This is a genomic window from Prosthecobacter sp. (genome assembly GCF_046154365.1).
In the GTDB taxonomy this organism is placed as follows: Bacteria; Verrucomicrobiota; Verrucomicrobiia; order Verrucomicrobiales; family Verrucomicrobiaceae; genus Prosthecobacter.
Window position 1 is genome coordinate 1 of record NZ_JBJXFV010000158.1, and the last position, 21,920, is coordinate 21,920.

The 21,920-nt window shown below is 61.1% G+C and carries 17 protein-coding genes; 7 read left to right on the forward strand and 10 right to left on the reverse strand.

The genetic code is table 11. From position 1 onward, the window contains the following. A partial coding sequence (locus ACKVY0_RS20040) for a flavodoxin-dependent (E)-4-hydroxy-3-methylbut-2-enyl-diphosphate synthase (RefSeq protein ID WP_409216620.1) occupies nucleotides 1-260 on the reverse strand: 260 nt, incomplete at its 3' end. A 98-nt stretch (nucleotides 261-358) separates the two neighbouring features. Here ACKVY0_RS20040 and ACKVY0_RS20045 point away from each other — a divergent pair. From ACKVY0_RS20045 to ACKVY0_RS20055, 3 genes are all read left to right on the forward strand, one after another. Further along, complete coding sequence (locus ACKVY0_RS20045) at nucleotides 359-925, forward strand: Uma2 family endonuclease (protein WP_409216621.1); 567 nt, start codon at nucleotides 359-361, stop codon at nucleotides 923-925. 55 nt (nucleotides 926-980) lie between these two features. After that, on the forward strand, nucleotides 981-1,400 hold the full coding sequence (locus tag ACKVY0_RS20050; RefSeq protein ID WP_409216622.1) for a response regulator: 420 nt from the start codon (nucleotides 981-983) through the stop codon (nucleotides 1,398-1,400). Between the two features lie 90 nt (nucleotides 1,401-1,490). Continuing rightward, nucleotides 1,491-2,693, forward strand: a complete 1,203-nt coding sequence (locus ACKVY0_RS20055) for a S1C family serine protease (RefSeq protein WP_409216623.1) — start codon at nucleotides 1,491-1,493, stop codon at nucleotides 2,691-2,693. A gap of 11 nt (nucleotides 2,694-2,704) precedes the next feature. Here the strand turns inward: ACKVY0_RS20055 and ACKVY0_RS20060 are convergent, their stop codons facing one another. The 5 genes from ACKVY0_RS20060 to ACKVY0_RS20080 all read right to left on the reverse strand — a co-directional run bounded on the left by ACKVY0_RS20060 (nucleotide 2,705) and on the right by ACKVY0_RS20080 (nucleotide 12,353). Then, nucleotides 2,705-5,011, reverse strand: a complete 2,307-nt coding sequence (locus tag ACKVY0_RS20060) for a ComEC/Rec2 family competence protein (RefSeq protein WP_409216624.1) — start codon at nucleotides 5,009-5,011, stop codon at nucleotides 2,705-2,707. A 63-nt stretch (nucleotides 5,012-5,074) separates the two neighbouring features. Continuing rightward, nucleotides 5,075-5,725 (reverse strand): tetratricopeptide repeat protein, encoded by a 651-nt coding sequence (locus tag ACKVY0_RS20065; RefSeq protein WP_409216625.1) that lies wholly within the window; start codon nucleotides 5,723-5,725, stop codon nucleotides 5,075-5,077. A gap of 113 nt (nucleotides 5,726-5,838) precedes the next feature. After that, nucleotides 5,839-7,320, reverse strand: a complete 1,482-nt coding sequence (locus tag ACKVY0_RS20070; RefSeq protein ID WP_409216626.1) for a PQQ-binding-like beta-propeller repeat protein — start codon at nucleotides 7,318-7,320, stop codon at nucleotides 5,839-5,841. A gap of 60 nt (nucleotides 7,321-7,380) precedes the next feature. Beyond that, nucleotides 7,381-8,754 carry an FAD-binding oxidoreductase gene (locus tag ACKVY0_RS20075; RefSeq protein ID WP_409216627.1) on the reverse strand — a complete coding sequence of 458 codons (1,374 nt, stop codon included), beginning with the start codon at nucleotides 8,752-8,754 and terminating at the stop codon, nucleotides 7,381-7,383. An 8-nt stretch (nucleotides 8,755-8,762) separates the two neighbouring features. Further along, nucleotides 8,763-12,353, reverse strand: a complete 3,591-nt coding sequence (locus tag ACKVY0_RS20080) for an SNF2-related protein (RefSeq protein WP_409216628.1) — start codon at nucleotides 12,351-12,353, stop codon at nucleotides 8,763-8,765. A 65-nt stretch (nucleotides 12,354-12,418) separates the two neighbouring features. On the opposite strand from ACKVY0_RS20080, the gene ACKVY0_RS20085 reads away from it, so the two are divergent. Continuing rightward, nucleotides 12,419-13,408: an MBL fold metallo-hydrolase RNA specificity domain-containing protein gene (locus ACKVY0_RS20085; protein WP_409216629.1), complete on the forward strand. Its 990-nt coding sequence runs from the start codon at nucleotides 12,419-12,421 to the stop codon at nucleotides 13,406-13,408. Here the strand turns inward: ACKVY0_RS20085 and ACKVY0_RS20090 are convergent. Further along, entirely contained in the window at nucleotides 13,397-14,845 is a 1,449-nt protein-coding gene (locus ACKVY0_RS20090; RefSeq protein ID WP_409216630.1) for a shikimate kinase, read from the reverse strand. The genes ACKVY0_RS20085 and ACKVY0_RS20090 overlap by 12 nt on opposite strands. After that, entirely contained in the window at nucleotides 14,842-16,173 is a 1,332-nt protein-coding gene (locus ACKVY0_RS20095; RefSeq protein ID WP_409216631.1) for a hypothetical protein, read from the reverse strand. The genes ACKVY0_RS20090 and ACKVY0_RS20095 overlap by 4 nt, the downstream gene beginning before the upstream one ends. 213 nt (nucleotides 16,174-16,386) lie before the next feature. On the opposite strand from ACKVY0_RS20095, the gene ACKVY0_RS20100 reads away from it, so the two are divergent. Together ACKVY0_RS20100 and ACKVY0_RS20105 are read left to right on the forward strand one after the other, a co-directional pair. After that, entirely contained in the window at nucleotides 16,387-17,208 is an 822-nt protein-coding gene (locus ACKVY0_RS20100) for a TIGR00282 family metallophosphoesterase (protein WP_409216632.1), read from the forward strand. Nucleotides 17,209-17,270: 62 nt separating this feature from the next. Then, nucleotides 17,271-17,990: a hypothetical protein gene (locus ACKVY0_RS20105; protein WP_409216633.1), complete on the forward strand. Its 720-nt coding sequence runs from the start codon at nucleotides 17,271-17,273 to the stop codon at nucleotides 17,988-17,990. Nucleotides 17,991-18,015: 25 nt separating this feature from the next. Here ACKVY0_RS20105 and ACKVY0_RS20110 read toward each other — a convergent pair whose 3' ends face one another. Then, nucleotides 18,016-19,368, reverse strand: coding sequence for a caspase family protein (locus ACKVY0_RS20110; protein WP_409216634.1), 1,353 nt, complete (start codon nucleotides 19,366-19,368; stop codon nucleotides 18,016-18,018). Between the two features lie 113 nt (nucleotides 19,369-19,481). Between ACKVY0_RS20110 and ACKVY0_RS20115 the strand changes: the two genes are divergently transcribed. Continuing rightward, complete coding sequence (locus ACKVY0_RS20115; RefSeq protein ID WP_409216635.1) at nucleotides 19,482-20,324, forward strand: hypothetical protein; 843 nt, start codon at nucleotides 19,482-19,484, stop codon at nucleotides 20,322-20,324. A gap of 6 nt (nucleotides 20,325-20,330) precedes the next feature. Here the strand turns inward: ACKVY0_RS20115 and rtcR are convergent, their stop codons facing one another. Continuing rightward, the gene (gene rtcR / locus ACKVY0_RS20120; protein WP_409216636.1) at nucleotides 20,331-21,914 is read right to left on the reverse strand and encodes an RNA repair transcriptional activator RtcR; all 1,584 of its coding nucleotides are present in this window, start codon (nucleotides 21,912-21,914) and stop codon (nucleotides 20,331-20,333) included. Nucleotides 21,915-21,920: the final 6 nt, after the last annotated feature.

The window sequence follows — 21,920 nt, forward strand, 5'->3', positions numbered from 1 at the left end:
AGGCCGTCGCGGATGTGCTGGAGGTTTTCGGCGATGACCCGTGTCTGCGCGGTGACGCGAACGATCTGGCAGCCCGCCTCGGCGAGACCGAGCGCTTCTTTCACACAGGCCTCCGCATCGCGCGTGTCGCTGGTGAGCATGCTCTGCACCACGATGGGTGCGCCGCCACCGATGGTGACGTGGCCGACCTGCACCGGCCGCGTTTCACGGCGCTGGTAGTTGTAGAGGTCGGGGCAGTAGCGGAGCAGGGAGGAAGACATGGCGAGCAAGAAAGACGCGCGGCAGATTTCACGCAATCGCGAACAAGCACCGCAAAGCACGTCTTGCCAGTTTTTACATGAGTCGTTAACCTCCGAGCATGGTTCCCATTCTCAGCCAGCCCGGCTTCCGGCAGCGTGCCATGCCATTGTCCGTGCGGGCGTGGCATGAGATGATCGCGAAGGGACTGGCCCCGAAGCGCGCCGAACTGATCCGGGGGCTGATCGTTGAAAAATTGCCCAAATCCATTCTTCATGTCATCCTGGTCGGGCGTTTGTGCGACCTGCTCAAAGCATTGCTCGGACCGCAGCTTTGGGTGCGCCAGGAAGCTTCGCTCTCATTGGCTGACTCTGAACCTGAACCAGATGTATCAGTGGTGGATGGCAGGGACGCGGACTATTCCAGCCACCCAACGACCGCCCGTCTAGTGGTTGAGGTGGCAGTTTCCTCCCTGGCTGAAGACAAAGAAATGGCAACCATCTATGCCGAGGCGGGTGTGACGGAATTCTGGCTGGTGAATGCGCCGGAGCGTTGCATTGAGGTTTATCGGCGGCCTGTGGGTGGACGTTACGAGGAGATGACGGTCGTCTCTCAGGGCATGCTGCTGGGATGCGCTGCGCTTCCTGAGGTCAAAGTGGATCTGGCGCAGTTGTTTAAGGAACTTTAAAGTTTTTGAAGACGATCATTGCCCAAAGCCTCGCCAGATGGTAAATATAATAAATATGGCTAATATCATTGTTATCGAAGATCACCAACCCGTTCTCAAGCTGTTGTCCACGCTCTGCCGTTCACAGGGGCATGAGGTCATGGCCTTCGACAATGGTCGTGCTGGCATTGATGCCATTCGTGAGATGAATCCCGATGTCGCACTTGTAGATCGACGCCTCGGTGAGATGGACGGCCTTGATGTCGTGCGTGAGGCGCGCCATGCCTCGCCCGCGACTCGTTTTGTGATGGTTTCGGCCTGCTCGGAGACGCGTGACATCGTCTCCGCCATCCGCCGTGGTGCGTGTGATTATGTGACCAAGCCCTTCGATCCCGAGGAAATCCACACGGCGGTGAACCGTGCCCTCGATGAGCCTGCCGCTCCGCCACCGGCACGGCAGAAGCTGATCATTCTCTGCCCGAAGCAGGCGGCGTGAGCATGACGCGGGCAAACGCTTGATCTGCTGCTCCGGTAGGGGCTGAAACTTTGATCTTTGAACTTTCCAGCCGCTGACGCATTGGTACGCATGGAAAACCTTCGCCGATTGTTGTTTGCCGTCATGGTGTTCGTGGTGGCCGTACTGTTGTTTGCGTGGTGGCGTCAGGACCGTGAAGGCTATGGCTTGCTGAACCTGCTGCGTGGTGAAAAGCCATCGCAGGCATCGTTCACCCCACCGGAGAAACCGAAGCTGGACCTGGGCGACATGTCGATGATGAGCCGGTTGAACGAGGAGTTTGCCAAGCTCTCCGCCGCCGTGCTGCCCTCCGTCGTCAGCGTGACGACGAAGACCGTGAAACCCGGACAGATGAGCTGGCACCCCCTCTTTGGCCTCGTCAATCAGGGCCCGCAGATCATTCCCGGACTGGGATCCGGGGTGATCATCAGCAAGGAGGGCCACGTCGTCACGAACTACCATGTGCTGGAAAATAGCACGGAGATCATGGTCACCACCAATGACAACAAAAAGTACCCTGTGACGATCCTCGGCTCCAGCCGCGACCGCGACATCGCCCTGCTCAAGATCGAGAGCAACCGCACGGATTTTCCCGCGCTGAGCTTTGCGAACTCCGATGAAGCGCGGGTGGGCCAGATCGTGTTCGCGGTGGGCAATCCCTTCGGCCTCAGCGGCACGGTCACGCAGGGCATCATCAGTGCCCGTGACCGTCATCTAAGCGACAGCCAGATGGATTTCCTGCAAACCGACACAGTCATCAATCCTGGCAACTCCGGCGGCCCGCTGGTGAACATTCGCGGCGAGATCCTCGGCATCAACGTCTCCATTTATCGAAGTGATGACAGCGTACGCGCCTGGCAGGGGGTGGGACTCGCCGTGCCGGCCAATGATGCGAAGCTGGTCGTGGAAGGCATCCAGGCGAAGATCAAAGATGGCGAGAAAAACGCGACGGAGGTCTCCGGCAACACTGGCAAGGGCTACCTCGGTCTCGAAGTCAGCACCGAACCGGTGGAGATCGACCCCGTCTGGGGCACGTCACGCCGTGGTGCGCTGGTGACGAACATTAATCCCGGCTCGCCAGGCGCAGAATCCGGGCTGAAACCCGGCGATGTGGTCACCAAATTTCAGGGCATGGCCTTCCGTTCTCCCGGCGACCTGCTGCACATCATCCGCACCCAGCCCCCCGGCAGCGAGGTGAAGCTCGAAGTCATCCGCAGCAACAAGATGGGTGACATCATCGCGAAGCTCGGCACCCGGCCGGATGCGCCGAAGTGAATGCGGTCACGTCATTCACGTGTTTTCAACACGATGGGTTTGGCGTTTCGGGCCGGAAGAATGTGCAGCGCCTCTGGGTCGAACTGCAGCTCGATGCTGCCGTCGCGCCAGGTGTCGAGCAGCGGGATGTTCTGTTGTTTGGCCTGCTGGATGAGTGATTCCGGCAGCATGACTTCCGCTTCACGCGCATCGCTGCCGCAGAGAATCGCACGCGGCTTCGTCTTCCGCAGGAATTCGCCGGTCATCGCCAGGTCGAGTTCATGCTGACTGCGGATGAGCACATCGCAGCGCAGTTCAGCCGCGCTTGCACTGAGAATCTTCTCCGTGTTCCAGCCCGCATCACTCATCCACAGCACGCGCCATGGGCCGATGCGCAGCAGCAGCACCATCGCACGATCATCACCGCGGCCATTTCCCACCTGCATCGTGGGATAAAGCACCTGTGCTTCGACCTTGAACGTCTTTTCCTCCGACAACGTGATGCGCTCATCGACACGCAGCTTGCGCAGCGCGGGCTGGCCGGCCGCCTCCAGCCGCCGCAAGGTGGTGAGCGAAGAATCCTGCTTGCCTGGCTCCTGCGTGCTGCAAAACAGCAGCGGCGCATCAAACGTCTCGATCACCTGCTCGATGGCACCGACATGATCCGCATCGTTGTGGCTCAGGAAGACACCTGTGATCGCATTCACGCCGCTGGAAAACAGATAGGGCCGCAGCACGCGGCGGAAGCTGGTTTCATCGCCGGTGTCGAACAGCCAATGCCCTTGGCTGAGACGCAGATGATTTGCTGCACCACCATGCGGCAGTTCGAGCATGCGCCAGACAGCGGGAGCATTCGTGCGAGGTGCGTTCGGCTGAAAATGAAAATTGGCACCCGGCAGATGCGCAAACCACGCCGCGCTGGCGATCATCGCCTTCGCCAATGCCCAGTTCAGATTGTTGAAGACGATCTGCACGCCCGTGAGATGCAGTCCTGCGGCGCAGAGACTCAGGCACGTCGCCCCCAGACATAAAAACGACAGCGGCACGAGCACGCAGTTCGCGATCACGGCCACCGGTGTCACCGATTGAAAGTGGCCGAGGATGAACGGCAGGCTGCCGAGCCATGCGGCGAACGAAACACTCAAGTTTGCCGCCAGCCAGCGCCGGAACTGGCTCGACCCGCGCTGCCGCCAGTTCGCGAGCTGCGGTGGCAGGAAGGCATCGAGCCGCGTGTAGGGCATCAGTCGTTGCAGCAGCGGCACGGAGCCGATGGCACTGAGCCAGAGCACGACAAACGAAAGCTGGAAGCCCGGCATGAAAAGCTGGTGCGTGTCCGCCGCCAGCAGCAACAGCATGGCGGCACCGAGGCTGTTTTGCAGCGCGGATTCGCGGTCCACCAGCGGCGCACCCATGAAAATCGCCACCATGAGCGCCGCACGTGCCGCTGAAGGACGCCAGCCGGTGATGAACGCATACGCAAACACGATGGCGATCATCACCCATAGCGAAATGCCACGTCGCAAGCCAAGCTGACGCAACAACGCGAGCGCAATCACTCCCAGCAGCGCCACATGCAGGCCGCTGACCGCAAAGACATGCAGCGTGCCGCTGTTGCGGAACGCATCCTCGATCTCATCATCCGCCTCGGCGGAAACGCCCAGCGCCATCGCCCGGATCACCGCAGCGGTTTCAGCATCGTCCGCGAGATCGTGTGTGAGCTTCGCGCTGATCCACTGCCTGCAACGTTCCGCCATCTCCAAAAACGCGCACCATAATGTCTCGCCGCTGTCGCCAATGTGCTGCATGCGGTCAGCCTCAAAACGTGCCACGCGGCCGTTCCGCAGCGCATACTCCTGCGCATCAAAAGCGCCCGGATTCGACGCCGCACGCGGCAGGTAGATGCTCCCGTGCAGCTCAAACACGCCTGCGCCCGGAAAGCGCATGCCTTTAGGTAGGCGCACCAGCAGCACGGCGGTTTGCGTGATCACCGCTCCCGCTGGGGGTATCTCGATCTGCCGGGTGGTGCAGAGCGCATGAGCGCGGCCATCTGCGGTGGTGTCGAAATCCGGCAGCAAACTGCCGCGAATCGTGGCCGGCGCCGGTTTGTCCATCTGCTGCAAGACCTGGCGCAGCGGATGGCGGAAGGTTTCATCCGTGCGCGTCTCATGGATGAAGGCGAAGACCAGCGCAACACCTGGCAGCAGCAGCCATGCGCGGCCAGAGCGCAGCGCTGCACCCAGCAGCGCCGTGGTGAAACCGATGAGCCATGCACCGCCACCGTTAAGCCAGCCAAACTCTGCCGCGAGAATGCCGCACACCGCCGCTAGCGCCAAAGTCATCAGCGGATTCTCCCGGGTCCAAGAATGGAGCTGCGCGAGCATCGTCCGCCGAGTTTGCAAGGATCATGCCGTCGCGGCTCCGGAGGATCCCGCTTTCGTGCGCTGCTCCATCAGCAGCTTGTACTGCATCTGTTCGATTTCGCTCATTCGGTGATGCGCGTTCGCGCTATGGCGCGTGTTCGGGAAGTTGCCGATGATCTGCTCCAGCATGTCGCGTGCCGTTTCATAATCGTGCCGGTGCGTCAGATGCACGTCAGCGATGCGGAACATGATGAACGCCGCATCATCCACCGGCCAGTTCTTGCTCTGCAGGTGCTCCTCCAACGCCCGCAACGCCGCCTGCGGGTCATGCAGACGCTCAGCATGCACCTTCGCGATTTCAGCCACGGGGAAGGGATCGTCCGGCTTGTCCTCCAGCATCCTTTCATAGTGCTCGATCGCGCCTTTGTAGTCACCCTGGGCGATGCAGGCCGCCGCCTTCGTCATCTCATCCTGCTCCACCTTCTCGCCGGAGGAAAACACCGCCTCACCCATCAGATCACCCAACCAAGGGATGAAAAACTTCACCATCAAGATGCCGCCCAGCCCCCCCATCAAAATGACAAAGACCAGCTTCACCCCATCGCTGCCATCCTTCACACTCTCCCACAGCAGAAAGATGAGCAGGACGGCCAGCAGGATGAGGCAGATGCGGATAACAATTGGACGGTTCATGGTGGGAAAGAACGCGACGCTATCAAACCGCCTTCATTCCGCCAAGCACGAAGTTTTCATCGTCCTGCCAAATTGCGCCTTTCATGCCTTCCCTGGAGATCGAAAGGCAGTGATCACTCCCCTCTCAAATCCAGACAAATCACCCGCTCCCCCGTCTTCTGCATCAGGTCTTTCTGCTGCTGGCGCACATAAAGAAGGCCATGGCTGAGGGCGGGCAGGCTCCAGGTGTTGAGGGCGTAAAAGGGCTGCGCTTGGGCGATGACTTTGGCTCCGGAGGGGCTGAGGTCGAGCCAGTGGAGGGAACCGATCTCGCCGAGGCAGAGGAAGGCACCATCCACTTTAAGGAGGCTCGCACGGAGGATGCTGAGGCGGGTGGGATTGGCGCGACCGGTTTGTTTGCTGAACTCCGCGTCGTCCCATTCGATCTTTTGCTCCCACACTTCTACGCCGGTGTCGGCGTTCACGCAGACGAGGCGGGACTTCGGCTCCGTTTCGCCGTCGATGGCGTAGAGATGGCCGTCGTGATAGACGGGGTTCATCCAGTGAACGCCGAGCTTTTTGGACTGCCACACTTCCTTCGGCTGAAACTCGGCATCATACTCGACCATCACGCCGCCGAGCGGCCGGCCTTTGGGATACGCGGTGGTGATGAAGGCGCGGTTCTTCTCGGGAATGACCACGGGCGAGGTGCCGATGGCCTGGATGTATTCGTCGTCACGCCAGGCGAACTTGGAATGCAGCTTCCCACTCGCCGGGTCGATGCACATGAGGCCACCGGTGGCCGGATCGCTCTCGCCGCCGGCATAGACGAGCACTTTGAGCTGCCCGTGCAGCTTCGCGGGAATCGGTGACGCGTAACTCGCGCCCCATGCATCCTCGACTTTCCACACGACTTCGCCGCTCTTCAAATCAAAGGCCGCCACGCTCACGCCTGCCTCGGCGAGCCGCTCTTTTCGATCACGCAGGCCTTCGGAGTCCTCAATCGGCGCTTTTTTGCCGCCCACGTTCAAGATGACCCGTCCGTCGAGAATAAGCGGCGTGCCGCCCGCGCCGAAGAAATCCTGCGGCACATGCATTTCGGCCCGCAGATCATGCTGCCACAGCAGCTTGCCCGTTTTCAAATCGAGCGCTCGCAGTTCACACGTCACGCCATAGGTCACCACGACGCCATCGGCGATCACCGGGCTGCCGCGTGGGCCGTTGCCGAAGCCGTAGCGGTCTTGATACGAGATCGGGTAATCATGCGACCAGAAGCGCTTTCCGGTCTCGCGATGCAAGCATTCGATGATCTCCTTGCCCTCCAGCGCGTGGAAGATCACGCAGAAGTCGCCGCTAATCGCAGGCGAGTTGTAGCCCTCGCCCATCGCGACTTCCCACACGGCCTTTGGCTCGCCTGCGGCCCACTTTTTAAGCAGGTGCGTCTCTGGCGAGATCGCATCGTCCGTGGGGCCGAGCATGCGCGGCCAGTTGCTCGTGTTCGCGTCCTTTGAGAGCGGCTGCGGCGCCGCGTGGAAGGTCAGGCGGTCAAAGGTCTCCTGCGCGCAGCAGACATTCAGGGTGAACAGGAGCAGAAAGAGTCGCGACGGGATTTTCATGTTCAGCAAAGCTAGCCACTGCCATGAAGAGCGCCACTCCCATGCTCGTCGCTTTTGTCTTCAGCCCAAAAACTTCCCTGGATTCAGAATCCCATTGGGATCGAGTGCCGCTTTCAAACGCAGGTGAGTTTCATGGGCGGCAGGCGAGACTGCATCCCGCCACCAGCGCTTTTTGGCGATGCCGATGCCGTGTTCGCCGGTGATGGCACCGTTCCAGGCGATGACTTGATGGAAGAGCTGGTCGAGCGCGACTTCGGCACGCTCACGGATCGCGGGATCGTCCATGGTGGGCACCATGATGTTGACGTGGATGTTGCCATCGCCGGCATGGCCGAAGCAGGCGACGGGGAAGCCGGTTTCGATTTGCAGTTTCTCGGCAAAATCGACGAGATCGACGAGCCGACCGCGTGGCACGACGATGTCTTCGTTCAGTTTGATCAAACCAGTATTCCGTAGGCTGTAGCTAAACTCGCGGCGCAGTTTCCAGAAGGCTTCGCAGGCTTCTTCTCCCACTGCCTCGTTCAAACAGATGCATCCAAGTTCACGCACGAGCTTGGCGAGTTGTTGCAGCTCACCTTTGACCGATTCGGCCTGGCCATCGATCTCAACGAGCAGATGGGCATCGCCATCCGGCGTGACGGAGGCTCCGAGATACTCGCGGGCGGCACGCAGCGTGAATTTGTCGGCGATTTCGAGGGCGCTGGGCAGGAAGCCGCTGCCGAGGATGCGCTGCACGGCGTTCGCGGCTTCGGCGAACGAATTGAAGCCGGCGGAAAGCATCGCGCGCATCGGCGGATGCGGAATCAAACGCAGCGTGGCCTCGGTGACGACACCGAGCATGCCTTCGCTGCCGACCATGAGGCCGACGAGATCGAAACCGGTCTTATTTTTGTGACAACGACCGCCGGCCTTCACAATCGAGCCATCGGCCAGCACGGCTTCCAAACCGAGCACGTAATGCCGCGTGACGCCGTATTTCAGGCAGCGCGGACCGCCCGCGTTCGTGGCGATGTTGCCGCCGAGGCTGCATTCCTTGAGCGAAGCCGGGTCCGGCGGATAAAACCAGCCGAGTTTGCGCACCGCAGCCTGCAAATCACCTGTGATTACACCTGGCTCGATGACCGCGACACCGTCTTCCAAGGCGATTTCTTTGATCTTGTTCATGCGCGCCACGGAAAGCGCGATGCCGCCTTTCAACGGCACCGCACCGCCGACGTAGCCGACGCGTGAGCCTTGGGGCGTGACGGGAATCTTGTGTTCATTGGCAAAGCGCAGCACTGCGGCGACTTCCGCCGTCGATTCTGCATGCACCACCACATCGGGCGGATTCGACGCGAACCATTTGTCCGTGCTGTGCGTTGCGAGGTCCGCCTGTGTGACGGAAACGCGCTTGCTGCCTAGAAGGGCGATGAGTTGATCGGCGAGGGAGGCCATAGGTGTGTTTATTCCTCGCCGAGCAGAAACTGGAAGTCATCGAGGGTGAGGGCGGAGGCGAAGTTTTCCTCGCCGAGGATGTCGTTGGCGATGGCACCTTTCTGTTTTTGCAGGACGCGGATTTTTTCCTCGATGGTGCCTTTGATGAGCAGGCGGTAGGCGAAGACGGTCTGCTTCTGGCCGATGCGGTGGGTGCGGTCGATGGCCTGGGCTTCGACGGCGGGATTCCACCACGGGTCAAACAGGACGACGTAGCTGGCGGCGGTGAGGTTGAGGCCGAATCCACCGGCTTTGAGGCTGATGAGGAAGGTGGCGGCCCCTGCGTGGCTCTGGAAGGATTGCACCAGTGCGCCACGGTCTTCGGTCTTGCCGGTGAGCTTGAAGGTGTGCCAGCCGCGCTCTTGGATTTCGGCCTCGATGATTTCGAGCATCTCGACGAACTGCGAGAAGACGAGCACCTTTTGGCCTTCTTCGATCAATGGCTCCAGCAGTTCCATCAGCGCGGCGACTTTGGCGCTTTCATCGGTTTTTTCGTCGCTCTTCTTCTTCGCGGAGGCCTCCAGGCCAAGCAGACGCGGGTGGCAGCAGATTTGGCGGAGGCGCAGCAAGCTGGTGAGGATGTTGAAGCGCAGTTTGTCGAGCTGCTTGCTGGTTTCGGCCTTCAAGAGCTGCGCACGGGCACGTTTCAACTCGGCCTGATACAAAGCGGCCTGCGTGCCTTCGAATTCGATGATGAGGTCTTCTTCGATGCGGTCCGGCAGATCTTTGGCGACTTCGTTTTTGGTGCGGCGGAGCAAAAAGGGCCGCGTGCGAGCGGCGAGACGGCGGCGGGCGAGAGGATCGTCTTTGCCATCGAAGTTTTTGGTGAAACTGCTGCGGTTGCCAAGCACGCCGGGCATGGCGAAGGCGAAGATGGCCCAGAGGTCGAGCAGGCGGTTTTCAATGGGCGTGCCGGTGAGGGCGAGGCGATACGGGGCGCTGAGCGCGCAGGCGGCGCGGGAGTTTTGCGAGGTGGGATTTTTGATGGCCTGGGCTTCATCCAGGATGACGGCGCTCCACGTCTCTTTACACAGCAGTTCTTCGTGGAGGCGCAGTTGGGCGTAATGAATGACGAGCAGGTCAGTCTTGCCGCTGAGGCCGGTTTTGCCGGCGGTGGCACGGCTCCAGACTTCGACTTTGAGTTTGGGGAAGAATTTCTCCGCTTCGCTGCGCCAGTTGTCCTGCACGGACTTGGGGCAGATGACGAGCATGGGATCGCGGACTTTTTTCTCGCCACGCAGCCAGGCGATCCAGGTGAGGGCTTGCAGCGTCTTGCCGAGACCCATGTCGTCTGCCAGCACGCCGCCGAAGCAATTGGTGGTGAGGTAGGCGAGGAAGTGGAAGCCTTCGAGCTGATACGGCCGCATCGTTGCGGTGATGGCTTTGGGCGCTGCGGGTGTGACGCGGGTCTGGATTTCTTCCACCCGGCGGCGCACTTGCTCGATGCGCTCGGCACTGAGAAGAGTGGTGTTCTTTTTGGCCAGACCGCCGAGTTGCAGGGCATGCAGCCGCTGTTTTTCGGGGCTGAAATCGTTGGTGGCAAGACCTAGCTCGGCGAGTTCCTTGAGTTGCTCTTCGCTGAGCGTGAACTCGAGTTTGCGCCAGCCTTTGCCTGCTAGGCGCACCCATTTGCCCTTGGCTTTGAGCAGCAGGTCGATCTCCTCCTGCGTGAGCGTGCTGTCGGTCACGTCGAGGGCAACGCTGAGGTCAAACCAGTCGATGCCGGCCTTCGATTCCTCGATGTCGAGACGCACGCTGCCGGAGACGCGGCCTTCCCGCAGACTGGCCAGCTCGGCATCGAGTTCGACGACGAGTCCTTTGGGCCGGCGGTCGAGCCAGGCGAGGAATTGATCCGGCCAGTCCTTGCCCTGGATGCGTTGTTCGAGCCATTGGTCATGAATGGCGCTGTAAACGGGCTTCAGCGGCCACTGCGCCAGCCAGGCACCGGCGGCGGACAGGTGGGATTTGTCGAGCTGTACGATTTCATCCGGCGCAGGCTTCTCCGCCGGTGCGGAGCGATTTATGGCGGCCCAGTTGGTGCCGGTCCAGAGGCTCGGGTTCTGCATGCCGCCGAATTTTGCCAAGGTGCGCACCTGCAGGTAATCGCTGTTGGCGTGCTGGTAGCGGTGCAGCTTGCAGCGCACTTCGATTTCGGCGCGGATGATTTTCACGCGGCCTTCCAGGGGCAGCGGCACGGGCACGCCGAGTTTGGCGAGGGCGCTGACGCCTTCTTTCGTTTCCAGCGCCGCCGCCGGAATGAACACCGGCCATTTCATGGAATCCTTGCCGAAGGGCCAGTAGTTCACGGCATGCACGACCTCATGCGTGACATAACGTAGTGGAAACCCAGGCAAGATGGCAAGTGGTGGCGACGGAGAGCGGCCGTCATCATCCAGGAGGCGTAGTGCGTAATCCCCTCCCGGCGTAGCTGGCGGCTGCAAATCCCAGCGCAACGCTTCATCATGGGTCAGCAAGGACTCACCAGTGCTGGTGACGACGTGCGTTTGGAACAAGGACTCGCTGGTGATGAGCTGGGCCAGGCTTTTGGCGAGCGAGTCAGACAAGGGCGGGATGTCCGCAGGACGCAGATCGCCATAATGCACGAGCGCGGCTTTCAACACGAGGTTGGAGCCGGCGCTGAGCAAATTTTGCGGGCTATTACCCGAATTGGTGGAGCCGCCCCAGAGCTGCTTGAGCAGTTTTTGCGTGGTCTTGCCAAACTCAGCCTCGCCGGGATGGCGCACTTGTACGGTGGCCCCTAGTTGGTGCAGCATCAGGCGCAGTTCCGGTGCTTCGGGGGCGAGATGCAACTGCGGCTCCTGCCAGTTGCCGAGACGCTTGCGCCAATCTTCGATCTGCTTGAGGCGCTCCCAGCGCTGCAAGAGGCGCTGCTGCACGGTGCGGTCCACAGCGGGTTCCAATCCCGCCGGCAGCTGGAGCTGGCACTTGCCCATCGCATGCCCCAGGTAGGCGAAAAATTCCGTCTCATCGGCGGGTGGCAGCTCTGGCGGCCACAACTGCACTTGGCCGTAGCCCCAGTAGCTTTGCCGTCCGCAGAGTTTGAACAGATCCACCTGGGCGATGAGGGATTGCCTATTGACCCACCAGACTTCGGCCTGCTGGAGAAACTTCACCGCAGACGCGCTCAACGTGTTGCCCGACTGGCTGGCGACACGACCGGCAAACGAATCTTTGCCTGGCTGAGCAACCACGGTCTTGGCGGCTTTCGGGGCCTTGGTCTTCGTTGCGGCGACGACCACGGCTTTGGCACGCAGATGCAGCAGCAGGGCGGCGGTGTGTTTGCACTCGGTCGCTTGGGGACAGGTGCAGAAGGTGTCCAGGCCGAAGCGTTCGAAGTCGAGCGTGACGGTGTAGAGCTTGCTGCCCTGCACCTCGGCCTGCAGACTGGTGCCGGGGTCCGACCAGAACACCCGGCGCACGGCGTTTTGCGCGTAGAGCAAGGCGCCGCGCTCCAGGACTTCCGGCTGGTAGTACTCCATGTCATCGGCGAGCAGTTTGCGCTGCTTGGCAGTGATAGCGATGACAGGGGGAGATGACATGGCGGATGCGGGGAGCGAGAATGCGGTGGCAGGTGTCGCGCTCAAGCGCAAATCTGCGGTCTTTTATGCCGCCGCTGATCGAAGTCACTCACCCGAAGGGAATTTACCTCCCGGCGGCGGATTTGTGGCTGGATCCGCACTTTGGGGTGAAGCGGGCGTTTGTTTCGCATGCGCATAGCGATCATGTGGCGCGGCATGATCTGACGTTTTGCTCGGAGATCACGCATCAGCTCATGGTGGTGCGCAAAACGGTGAAGAAGTCGGGTGTGGTGGTGTCGCCGAAGATGCGCGAGGTGTTTGAGTGGGAAGGCTGGGAGCTGCGGTTACTGCCGGCGGGGCATATCACCGGTTCGGCGATGCTGCATCTGACGCGGCAGGCGGATGGAGCGACACTGCTCTACACGGGCGACTACAAGCTGCGGCAGGGCTTGAGCGCGGAACGTTGTGAGCTGATGCAGGCGGACACGCTGATCATGGAGACGACGTTTGGCCTGCCGAAGTATCGTTTCCCGCCTGCGGAGGCGGTGATCGCCCAGATGCTGGCGTTTGTGCGTGAAACGTTGAGCGATGGCGGTGTGCCGGTGCTGCTGGGGTATTCGCTCGGGAAGGCGCAGGAGATTCTGTGTGCGCTACGAGATGCGGAGCTGCCGGTGATGGTGCATGCGAGTGTGGCGCAGATCACGGCGGTGTTAACGCCGCATCTGGGTGCTCTGCCAAAGTGGCGGTTGTTTGATGCGAATGAAGCGGCGGGGCATGTGCTGGTGTTTCCGCCGGGGGCAAAAATCGAGCTGCCCAAGATGCGCACGGCGATATTGTCGGGCTGGGCGATTCAGCCGAGCGCCAAGTATCGCTACGGCGTCGATGTGGCGTTGCCGCTGAGCGATCATGCAGATCATCCTGAGCTGCATGAGACGGTGGAAATCGTGAAACCGCGCCGGATTTACCTCGTGCATGGCTCCACGCGTGAGTTTGCGGCGGAACTGCGCGCACGCGGGCATGATGCGCGGGCGCTGGGGGCGGAGGATCAGTTGGAGCTGAGTTTTTCAGCTCACTGATTCGAGTTTCTGCCGGCGCGCAAAGAAGACGCGGGCGCTTTCCATGACGCCATACGCGGTTTCCTGCGGCGTGAGTTCGGCGGTCTTGATGCGCAGGTCGGCGAGGGCTTTGTAGAGCGGTTTGCGCTCGGTAAGCAGGCGTTCGAGCTTGGCTTTGGGATCTTCTTCGCCGTTGAGCAACGGACGGTTGTTGTTCATCGCGGTGCGGCGGGCGAGGCGCTCGGGATCGGCATCCAGCCAGACGAGGTAGCCGAGATGCCGCAGGATGGGCAGATTGCGTGGTTGCGTGATGATGCCGCCGCCGGTGGCGATGACGCAGCCGCGTCTGCCGAGCAAGGAACGCAGCGCCGCGGATTCACGCAGGCGGAATCCGGCCTCGCCTTCTTCGGCGAAGATCTCGGGAATCGTCTTGCCGGCGGTTTCGACGACGAGGTGGTCGGTATCGACGAACTGAAAGCCGATCATCTGCGTGACGATGCGGCCGACGGTGGTTTTGCCGGAACCCATGAGGCCGATGAGCACGATGTTCGGCTGGCGGGGCAGGGGAGTCACGCCGGCGGCATGAACGAGGCCGAGAATGGATGAGGCGAGATCAGGATCGTCGCGCAAGGCATCGAAGTAGCTCGCATACTGCGGCTGCCAGCCGGTGGCGTGCAGCTTGGTGTTGGAGACGCGCTTGTGACTCCAGCCGCGTTTGCGATTGGGATCAGGCTCGCGTGTGCCGGGCAGTTTGAGGCCAAAGGTGGCGCACAAACGCTCCAGGCACTGGCGCTGCGTCATCTGCGCGTCGTCTGCGACGTTGAAGATGCCGCTGAGACGTTGCGTGACGAGGTGAACGAGCGCGGCGGCGGCATCGTCGGCATGGATTTGATTGAGCAGGCGGCCCTGACCGTGGTTGCCTTCGATGGCGGCTATGCCTTCGAGCAGATTCTTCAAGAGGAAGGAACGCCCTGGCCCATAAATGCCGGCAAGACGTGCGACGGCACCCCCAGAGTCCAAAGCGATGTTTTCAGCTTCACGCAGCAGCCGTCCGGTGTCGCGGTCCGGTTCGGCAGGACTGGTTTCATCGACGATTTCGCCATCGACCTGCGGGTAAACACTGGTGCTGCTGGTGTAGAGTGCGAAGGCCTGTGGAAAGGCCGCCACGAGATGGCGAATGCCATCGACATAGACGGCTTGATACATCGCGGCACCACCACGACTGGAACTGGCGCAGTGAATGACGGCGTCGATGTTTGTGCTGATCTTCGCGGCGAGTGCGGTGACGGCATCGCGATTTGAGATGTCGCAGGGCTCGGTGCGCCAGGGTTTGGCAGCGGCTAGGCGTGCAGCAGACTCGGGCGAGTGCGTGAGGCCGATGACGTCATGCCCGGCGGCATGCAGCAGATCGGCGGCACGTTCACCGACGCAGCCACAACCAGCGATGAGCACCTTCATAGCGGGCGGCGTTTCTGATAGTAGGCGAGGATGCCGTTCACGACACCGCGTACATAGTCCTCGATGGCGCTGGTTTGCAGACGGCCTGCAACAAGTGTGCGGCCGAGGTAATGACCGAGCAGCAGACGGCGGTACGTTTCCTCATGGTTCATGACGTAGGGTTCGAGGTAAACGACCGGACACTGATAGATGCGGTTCGCGAGCAGGTTGCGCGCATAAACATACGCGTTCGTGCCGACCCGGAGCGCGTTGGGCGTGGTGTAAACATAGGCGGGCAGTCCGGTCGCAACCCGCGTGCCATTGGCCACGCTTTCCGCGAGCGGCAGCTCCTCCTCATGGATGCGTGAGAACAGCCGGTAGAACATCTCAAAGCGCACGTCCTGCTGCTCCAGCTCCACGGGGGAGTAGCAGCCGTTGACGAGCACATGCATGTGATTCATCGGCGAAAACTGCGGCGCGGTGGCATCGCCCCAGGCCTCGGCGTTGTAGTGCAGGCAGAGCACAACATCGGGCTTGATGGTGGTGTTGACTTTTTTGGCCCGCGCCTGGATTTCGCTGACGCGGTAGAAGAGTTTTTCGCTCTGCCATTGCACGGTGAGGAGCTTCGCATCGCCGGTGAGGTTGTTGTAATTTTCCTGCGGCAGCGGGAAGCCCGCCTCGGTGAGCAGTTGCCGTGCCGGACTCACCAGATCGGCAGGTCGCAGGTCCGTGACAGGCTCAAGGCGGTCACGCACCAGCGAGACGTAGGCACCGAGGGCCTTGAGCCGTTCCGCCAGTACCTGGGCGGTGGTGAGTGTGAGTGTGCCTTCCTGGATGGCCTCACCGGGAGCGAAGCTCAGGTAACGTTCCTCCATCGTCGCATAGCTGCCGCCGATGTGACCGGGGTCGATGGCAATGTGGACATCGCTCAATGGCGGGCGGCCTTTGAGTGGTGGCATTTCGCTGGCACGCCTCCAAGTGCGACTGCCCGGCAGCGGTGATTCCGAACGGCTGGCGAAGCTAATGCGTGCCTCGGGTCTTACCGGGTCGCCGGTTTTGACCACCACGCCGTCGGGTTCCAGCTTCCACGGTGCCGGCAGAGGGGAGCCATCGGCATAAAAATTCCGCATGGCGGTTTCAAACTCGCTGCGTGTCAGCGTTTGATGAAACGACTGCAATTTGGACCAGTCCGGCTTGGTGCCGAGCGGACTCAGACGGTCCAGCCGCGCCGCAGGAGCAGGCGGTGGCACGACTGGAGCCGCCGCAGCAGGGGGCGCGCCCGGTGTGATTTGCGACGGCGTGAGCGCGGGTGCGGGGGCCGGAACTGGCGGGGTGGCAGGCGGTGGCACGACTGGGGCTGCGCTTGGTATGAGCGCGGGTGCGGGAGTCGGAACTGGCAGTGGGGCGGGTGCTGGTACAGGCACAATCGTCTGAGTCATGCCCGGCGCTGCCACACAGCACGTCAGCATGACCGCCAGCGTGTTGCAGCGCATCATTCGTTTCATCATAAAGCGCATCCTAGACTTGATCCCCGGCTTCATCATCTACTAAGTAGCGCCACAATGAACGACAACACGGCTGACAGCACGGACGGACTCTTCCGCCTCCTTTTTTTGGGCGATGTAGTGGGCGAACCGGGCCGCAAGGCGGTCGCCGTGTTGCTGCCGCTGCTCAAAGAGGAACTCAAGCTCGACTTCATCGTCGTGAACGGCGAAAACTCCGCCGGTGGTCGCGGCATCACGCCAAAGATCGCCATCAGCCTCATGCGGGCCGGCGCGGCGGTGGTGACGAGCGGGGATCACATCTGGGATCAGAAGGAAATCGTGCCCTATCTCGCCGAAGAGCCGCGCATGCTGCGCCCACTGAACTACCCCGCCGGCACGCCGGGCAGCGGCTTCATCGTGCTGGAATCGAAGAAGTGCAAAGTGGCCGTGGTAAACCTGCAGGGGCGTACGTTCATGAACCAGACGCTCGACAATCCCTTTCCCGCCATCGCCGCCTGCGTCGAGGAATTGCGCCAGGAGACGCCGGTGATCTTCGTCGATTTTCACGCCGAGGCCACGAGCGAGAAAGTCGCCATGGGCTGGCATCTCGACGGCAAAGTCTCCGCCGTCGTCGGCACGCACACGCATGTGCCCACCGCCGATGAACGCGTGCTGCCGAAAGGCACCGCCTTCCAAAGCGACGCCGGCATGTGCGGCCCGATGGACAGCGTGATCGGTAGCCAGATCGAGCCCGTGCTCGAACGCTTCCACACCATGATGCCCACGCGTTTTGGTGTCGGGCGCGGTGCCGTGCGGGTGAATGGTGCGCTGATCACGATTGATCCTGCCACCGGCAAGGCGCTCAGCATTGAGCGCGTGGCGCGGACGTGGCATGAGTAGAACAGAGATTTAGTCCGTCATATTTTTGCTGACAAACAACGTGGCGCTGGATAAAAGCACGGATGGTCGAAGAAAAACGTCCGGTCCCAGCAGTTGTCGATGCCTTGTGCTACCCCCTGGTCCGCATCAGCTGGTTTTTGCTCGTGGTGCTGTGTGCTGCAGGATTTCTGGTGCTGGTGACGGTCAGCACCCTGCAAACCGGAAAGGTGCTAATTTCTGGGCGCATCATCTTTGCGGCGCTGGTGCTCATCGGTGTCATTGTGCGCTGCTATTTCACCATCATTGAGCACACGCTGATCGACTGGGGCAAGGAGGCCTGGCAAGAGGCTTCGGTGGATACCGATGGGTTGTGGAGTTCCATGGCGAGTCTGTTTGGGCTGGCCTGCATCTCCTGGGCGCCGGCGATGATTGTCGGCTATTTTATCGCGCCGGAAGTTGAATGGCGTGAACTGGCCTGCCAACTCATCGCCGCGTTCGGCTGCGAGTATTTCTGCACAGGAGTGCTGGCGCTCGTGGTGTTTAACAACTTCTCACAAGTCCTTCCCCACCATATTCTGCCCGCCATTTTCAAAAGCGGTCCCGCCTTCATGCTCTGTGGAGCCGCATTGGTGCTGGTGCCGATGTCGTTCAAAACTGTGTGGGGGATGCTCCCCGAGTCGCAGGCCGTTTTTCTTCGTGCTTTGATCTCCAGCTCAGTCGCAGCTTTCTTTTTGATTGTTCACGCACGTTTGACCGGCCTGCTCTACGTGGGAAATCGTGAGCGCATTGGCTGGGAGAGCTGAAAATACAGCCTGACGATGGATCCAGCTATTTGAGCTTCGCGAGTGCTTCCTCAGCCAGTTTGCGCGCCTTCGGCTGATTAAACTTCGTGCTCGCAGCGGCCGTGAAGTCCGCTTTGGCTTCAGCGGTGTTGCCGAGGACAAGGTGGGCGCGAGCGCGGTTGTAGATGGGATAGGAATCATCGGGCGTGAGCGGTATGGCGGCGTTGTAGGCATCCAGGGCCTCATCGGCATGACCGAGCAATAGCAGGGCATCACCATGGCGGTTCAGAGCCTTGGCGGTGAGCGTGGCCTTCTTCTCGTGATCGGGCGGCAAGCAGTCGCGCAGGGCTTCAAGCACGAGTTCGCAGGTGGCTGCGGCGGATTCGATCTTTGGGGATGCCGTGGTGGCGTCTTTGAGGTCTTCCTTCACTTGTTCCAGCAGTGTTTCGAGTGGCTGCACGGCGTAATCGCCAGTGCCATGGGATTGAGCATGCTGCTGCAAGGCTTCAATGCATTCCCTGGATTTTCCAGTGGCGGCTAGTTTGGCGATGTCATCGAGCGTGAGCGGTGCGGGAGTTGTCGGCGCCGTTATCGGCGGCGGTGATGAAGCAGGGCCGGCGAGGAAGATGTCATCACCAACAAGGCGTGAGTATTCGGCGGGAATTTGTCCGCCCTCGGAACGCTCCAGCACGCCGGCACGCGTGCGTTTGAAGACCTGCTCGATGGTCAAGCCGGGGGTGCGCAGGTGTTTGAGCAGTTCTTCGGTGTAGAGGCCATTGGTGCCGTCGCCATCGAGCGCGGTCTGCCCGGCATCGGTGGCGAAGGCGATGAGTGAGCCTGCGGGTGGTTTCATCTCGGTCAGGCCGCCGGGGTTGGTGACATCGCGGGTGCGACCAGTGCGGGCCACAGCGGTGGTGCGGCAGGCGTCGAGGATGACGAGGTTGCAGCGTGCGCCGGAGGCTTTCATGTCGGCCACGGCCTGTTCGACATTGAAGAGTTTGGTCTCGGCGAGCATGCGCAGCGTCACGTCATCGCCACCTTCGGACGTGTAGCCGGATTTGATCGGCAGCAGGTAATTGGAACCTGCGACGGCGATGCCGTGACCAGCATAGTAGAACAGGCCGACCTCCGCATCGGTCAACGTGGCGCGGAACTCCAGCACGGCGCGCAGCAACTGGTCGCGCGTGACATTGTGCTTCTCGATCACGGCGAAACCGAGGTCGCGCAGTGTTTTCGCCACGGCCTTGGCATCGTTGTCGGTGTTGCGCAGCGGGCCGATGGCGGCTTCGTATTTGGCATTGCCGATGACGAGGGCTGTCCGTGCCGATGATTTGGGCGCGGCATCGGTTCGCACGGCGAACACGATCAGCATGAGGCACCAGAGAAGGCGGGAGAACATGTCGCACAGTCTGCAAGGTCGAAGGAATCGGTCAACTGAATGGAAGAAGACCAAATCAGGGGGCCAGGCTGCAATCGTTTGACCCGATTCACCGGACCTTTCATCATCTGCCGATGAAGTGCGTCTCCTTTGCCATCCTCATGCTCGCGTCGGGCTGCGTTGCGACCTCGAAACAGAAAGGTGCGGCTGAATCGACTCCGCTTATTCCCGGTGATCCTTCTGCGCCCTCGCAAGTCACGCCGGATGAGGCGATGGCGATTGCACAAGGCTATACGAATCATTCCTGGCGGCCGTTTGCTCGCAACATCCTGCATGGGAAGGACAAGGCGGGCATTCTCGTCAACACGCCTGATGCGGGCCACGAACCACAGCATGAGCGCCATGGCTGGTGGATTCCGGGCGAGGCGAATCACGGCGTGCCCTACAAGTGGGGCGGTTTTGATGATCCAGCGTCGTTTGATCTCGCCGTTTCGAATGGCAGCGCCGGTGGCGATGTGTCATCGCCGGAGAAACGACGTGCTGACAATGCCGCCGTAAGTGCGCATGCCGCTGGCGTGGACTGCTCGGGTTTCGTCTCACGCTGTCTGAAACTGCCCCGCGTGCATGACACCGGCCAATTGCCCGCCATCTGCACCGAATTGCCCAGCGCGAGGGAGCTGCGCCCTGGTGATGTGCTGAACATTCCGCGGCGTCATGTGATCCTGTGTGGCGGTTGGGCCACACCCGATAAGACATGGATCTATTATTATGAAACCGGCGGGGCGCCGGACTACTGGAAGCCAGGTTTGAAGCAGGCTCCGCTCGATGCGCTGATCGCCCTCGGCTACAAGCCGCTGCGCTACAAAGGCATGGCCTACGAAGCTGTGCCTAGCGGCAAACAGCCGAAGGAAGTGCTGACGCGTGCGGTCAAAGCGAGCGCGGCTGTCGTAGAGCATCCAATCATCGGAGAGCCTTGATCAGGCTTACTGGGAAATTTGCTCCCAGGTCAGATCAAAGCGCTTCAAATATTTCTTCAACCGGTCCGCGTCATTCATCTTCGAGCGCTTCATCCGCGACACAGCAAAGAGCTTCCTGCCAGCATCCGACAGCGTCTTGCTCTCCCGGCAGGTCTTGATCACGAACTCGAGCTGCACGTGGTCAAACGGATCCAGCTCATCACTAAGCACTGAGAACTGAGCACTACTCTCTCCCCCGCTGACATCCTTCCAACCCTCCCGCAACCGCCCCACCTCCGCCTCCACGCACGCCACCGTGATGCGCCCCTTTGGAGCCAGCGTCGCCATGCGAGTCACGGCGGCGTTCAGATCGCGGAAATTGGCGCTCCACTTGGACTCCGGGCCTTTGGCGAACTTCAAGAAAGCCTCACGCGCCTCCTTGTTCATGCGCACCTGGCGGCGATGCGTCTTCGCGTAGCGCTCCAGCTCGAAATCGAGGTTCGCGGCGATGTCTTCGCGCCGCTCGGCGAGGCTCGGTAGCGTGAAAGTCCACAGATTGATGCGAGCGAGCAAATCATCGCGGAATTTGCCCGCCGCCACCTGCGCCCGCAGATCGCGATTCGTGCCGGCGATGAGCTGAAAGTCGCTTTGCACGGCCTTGTCGCTGCCAAGTGGCAGAAAGGTTTTGTCTTCGAGCGCTCGCAGCAGCATCGCCTGCTCATCGAGACCGAGTTCGCCGATTTCATCGAGAAAAATCAGCCCTTTATCCGCCTCCTTGAGTAATCCCGGCCTGTCCGACTGCGCACCCGTGTACGAGCCACGTTTATGCCCAAACAGCGCCGACATTGCCTGATCGCCACGCAGCGTGGCGCAGTTCACTTCGACGAATCGACCGCTCAAACCGGCCCGCGAGCGTCGCAGGTCGTAGATGCGGCCTGCGAGCATCGATTTGCCCGCGCCAGTCGGTCCCATGATGAGGATCGGCGCTTTCGAGTTCACGGCGACGAGTTCGATCTGCTCGATGAGCTTGTTGAAGCCCTTGCTCTTCGTGGCGATGCCGCTTTTCAGGAAGTCCAGCGTGCGCTCCTGCTCCTGCGCGAAGCGCGTGGAGAGCCGGTCATACTTTGAGAGGTCGATGTCGATGATCTCGTAGCGCCCGCAGGCCTTCGCATCGCGTCCGCCCTCGCGTGAGGGCGAGGTTTGCAGCAGCCGCGCCGGGATGAAGTTCGCCTCATTGAGCAGGAACCAGCAAATCTGCGCCACGTGCGTGCCCGTGGTCAGGTGAATCAGATAATCCGCCTTCTCCGGCTGGAAATCATAGCCGCGCACGAAGTCGTATAGCCGCTCATACACCTCTTGAAAGTCCCACGGGTCCTTCAGCGCGAACTCATGAACCACCACCCCCGTCTCCGGCGAAACCTTCGCGATGTCCGCGACCACGCTCTTAGCCAAATCCGCAAACTTCGGCTCCACGAGCAGTTCCAGCCGCGAAATGAGCAAATCCTCCTGCTGACACATCGCCACCGTCGGCCGCCATTTCGACCACCGATCCGCACCCTGAGCGCGGTCCAACGTGGAACCGAGGAAGCCAAAAGTGATGATGGGTTTCATGACAAC

What these genes read in the sequence shown, in the direction of transcription:
- ACKVY0_RS20045 (WP_409216621.1), top strand. Translation starts at nt 359, where the DNA reads ATGGTTCCCATTCTCAGCCAGCCCGGCTTCCGGCAGCGTGCCATGCCA.
- ACKVY0_RS20050 (WP_409216622.1), top strand. Translation starts at nt 981, where the DNA reads ATGGCTAATATCATTGTTATCGAAGATCACCAACCCGTTCTCAAGCTG.
- ACKVY0_RS20055 (WP_409216623.1), top strand. Translation starts at nt 1,491, where the DNA reads ATGGAAAACCTTCGCCGATTGTTGTTTGCCGTCATGGTGTTCGTGGTG.
- ACKVY0_RS20060 (WP_409216624.1), bottom strand. Translation starts at nt 5,011, where the DNA reads ATGACTTTGGCGCTAGCGGCGGTGTGCGGCATTCTCGCGGCAGAGTTT.
- ACKVY0_RS20065 (WP_409216625.1), bottom strand. Translation starts at nt 5,725, where the DNA reads ATGAACCGTCCAATTGTTATCCGCATCTGCCTCATCCTGCTGGCCGTC.
- ACKVY0_RS20070 (WP_409216626.1), bottom strand. Translation starts at nt 7,320, where the DNA reads ATGAAAATCCCGTCGCGACTCTTTCTGCTCCTGTTCACCCTGAATGTC.
- ACKVY0_RS20075 (WP_409216627.1), bottom strand. Translation starts at nt 8,754, where the DNA reads ATGGCCTCCCTCGCCGATCAACTCATCGCCCTTCTAGGCAGCAAGCGC.
- ACKVY0_RS20080 (WP_409216628.1), bottom strand. Translation starts at nt 12,353, where the DNA reads ATGTCATCTCCCCCTGTCATCGCTATCACTGCCAAGCAGCGCAAACTG.
- ACKVY0_RS20085 (WP_409216629.1), top strand. Translation starts at nt 12,419, where the DNA reads ATGCCGCCGCTGATCGAAGTCACTCACCCGAAGGGAATTTACCTCCCG.
- ACKVY0_RS20090 (WP_409216630.1), bottom strand. Translation starts at nt 14,845, where the DNA reads ATGAAGGTGCTCATCGCTGGTTGTGGCTGCGTCGGTGAACGTGCCGCC.
- ACKVY0_RS20100 (WP_409216632.1), top strand. Translation starts at nt 16,387, where the DNA reads ATGAACGACAACACGGCTGACAGCACGGACGGACTCTTCCGCCTCCTT.
- ACKVY0_RS20105 (WP_409216633.1), top strand. Translation starts at nt 17,271, where the DNA reads ATGGTCGAAGAAAAACGTCCGGTCCCAGCAGTTGTCGATGCCTTGTGC.
- ACKVY0_RS20110 (WP_409216634.1), bottom strand. Translation starts at nt 19,368, where the DNA reads ATGTTCTCCCGCCTTCTCTGGTGCCTCATGCTGATCGTGTTCGCCGTG.
- ACKVY0_RS20115 (WP_409216635.1), top strand. Translation starts at nt 19,482, where the DNA reads ATGAAGTGCGTCTCCTTTGCCATCCTCATGCTCGCGTCGGGCTGCGTT.
- rtcR (WP_409216636.1), bottom strand. Translation starts at nt 21,914, where the DNA reads ATGAAACCCATCATCACTTTTGGCTTCCTCGGTTCCACGTTGGACCGC.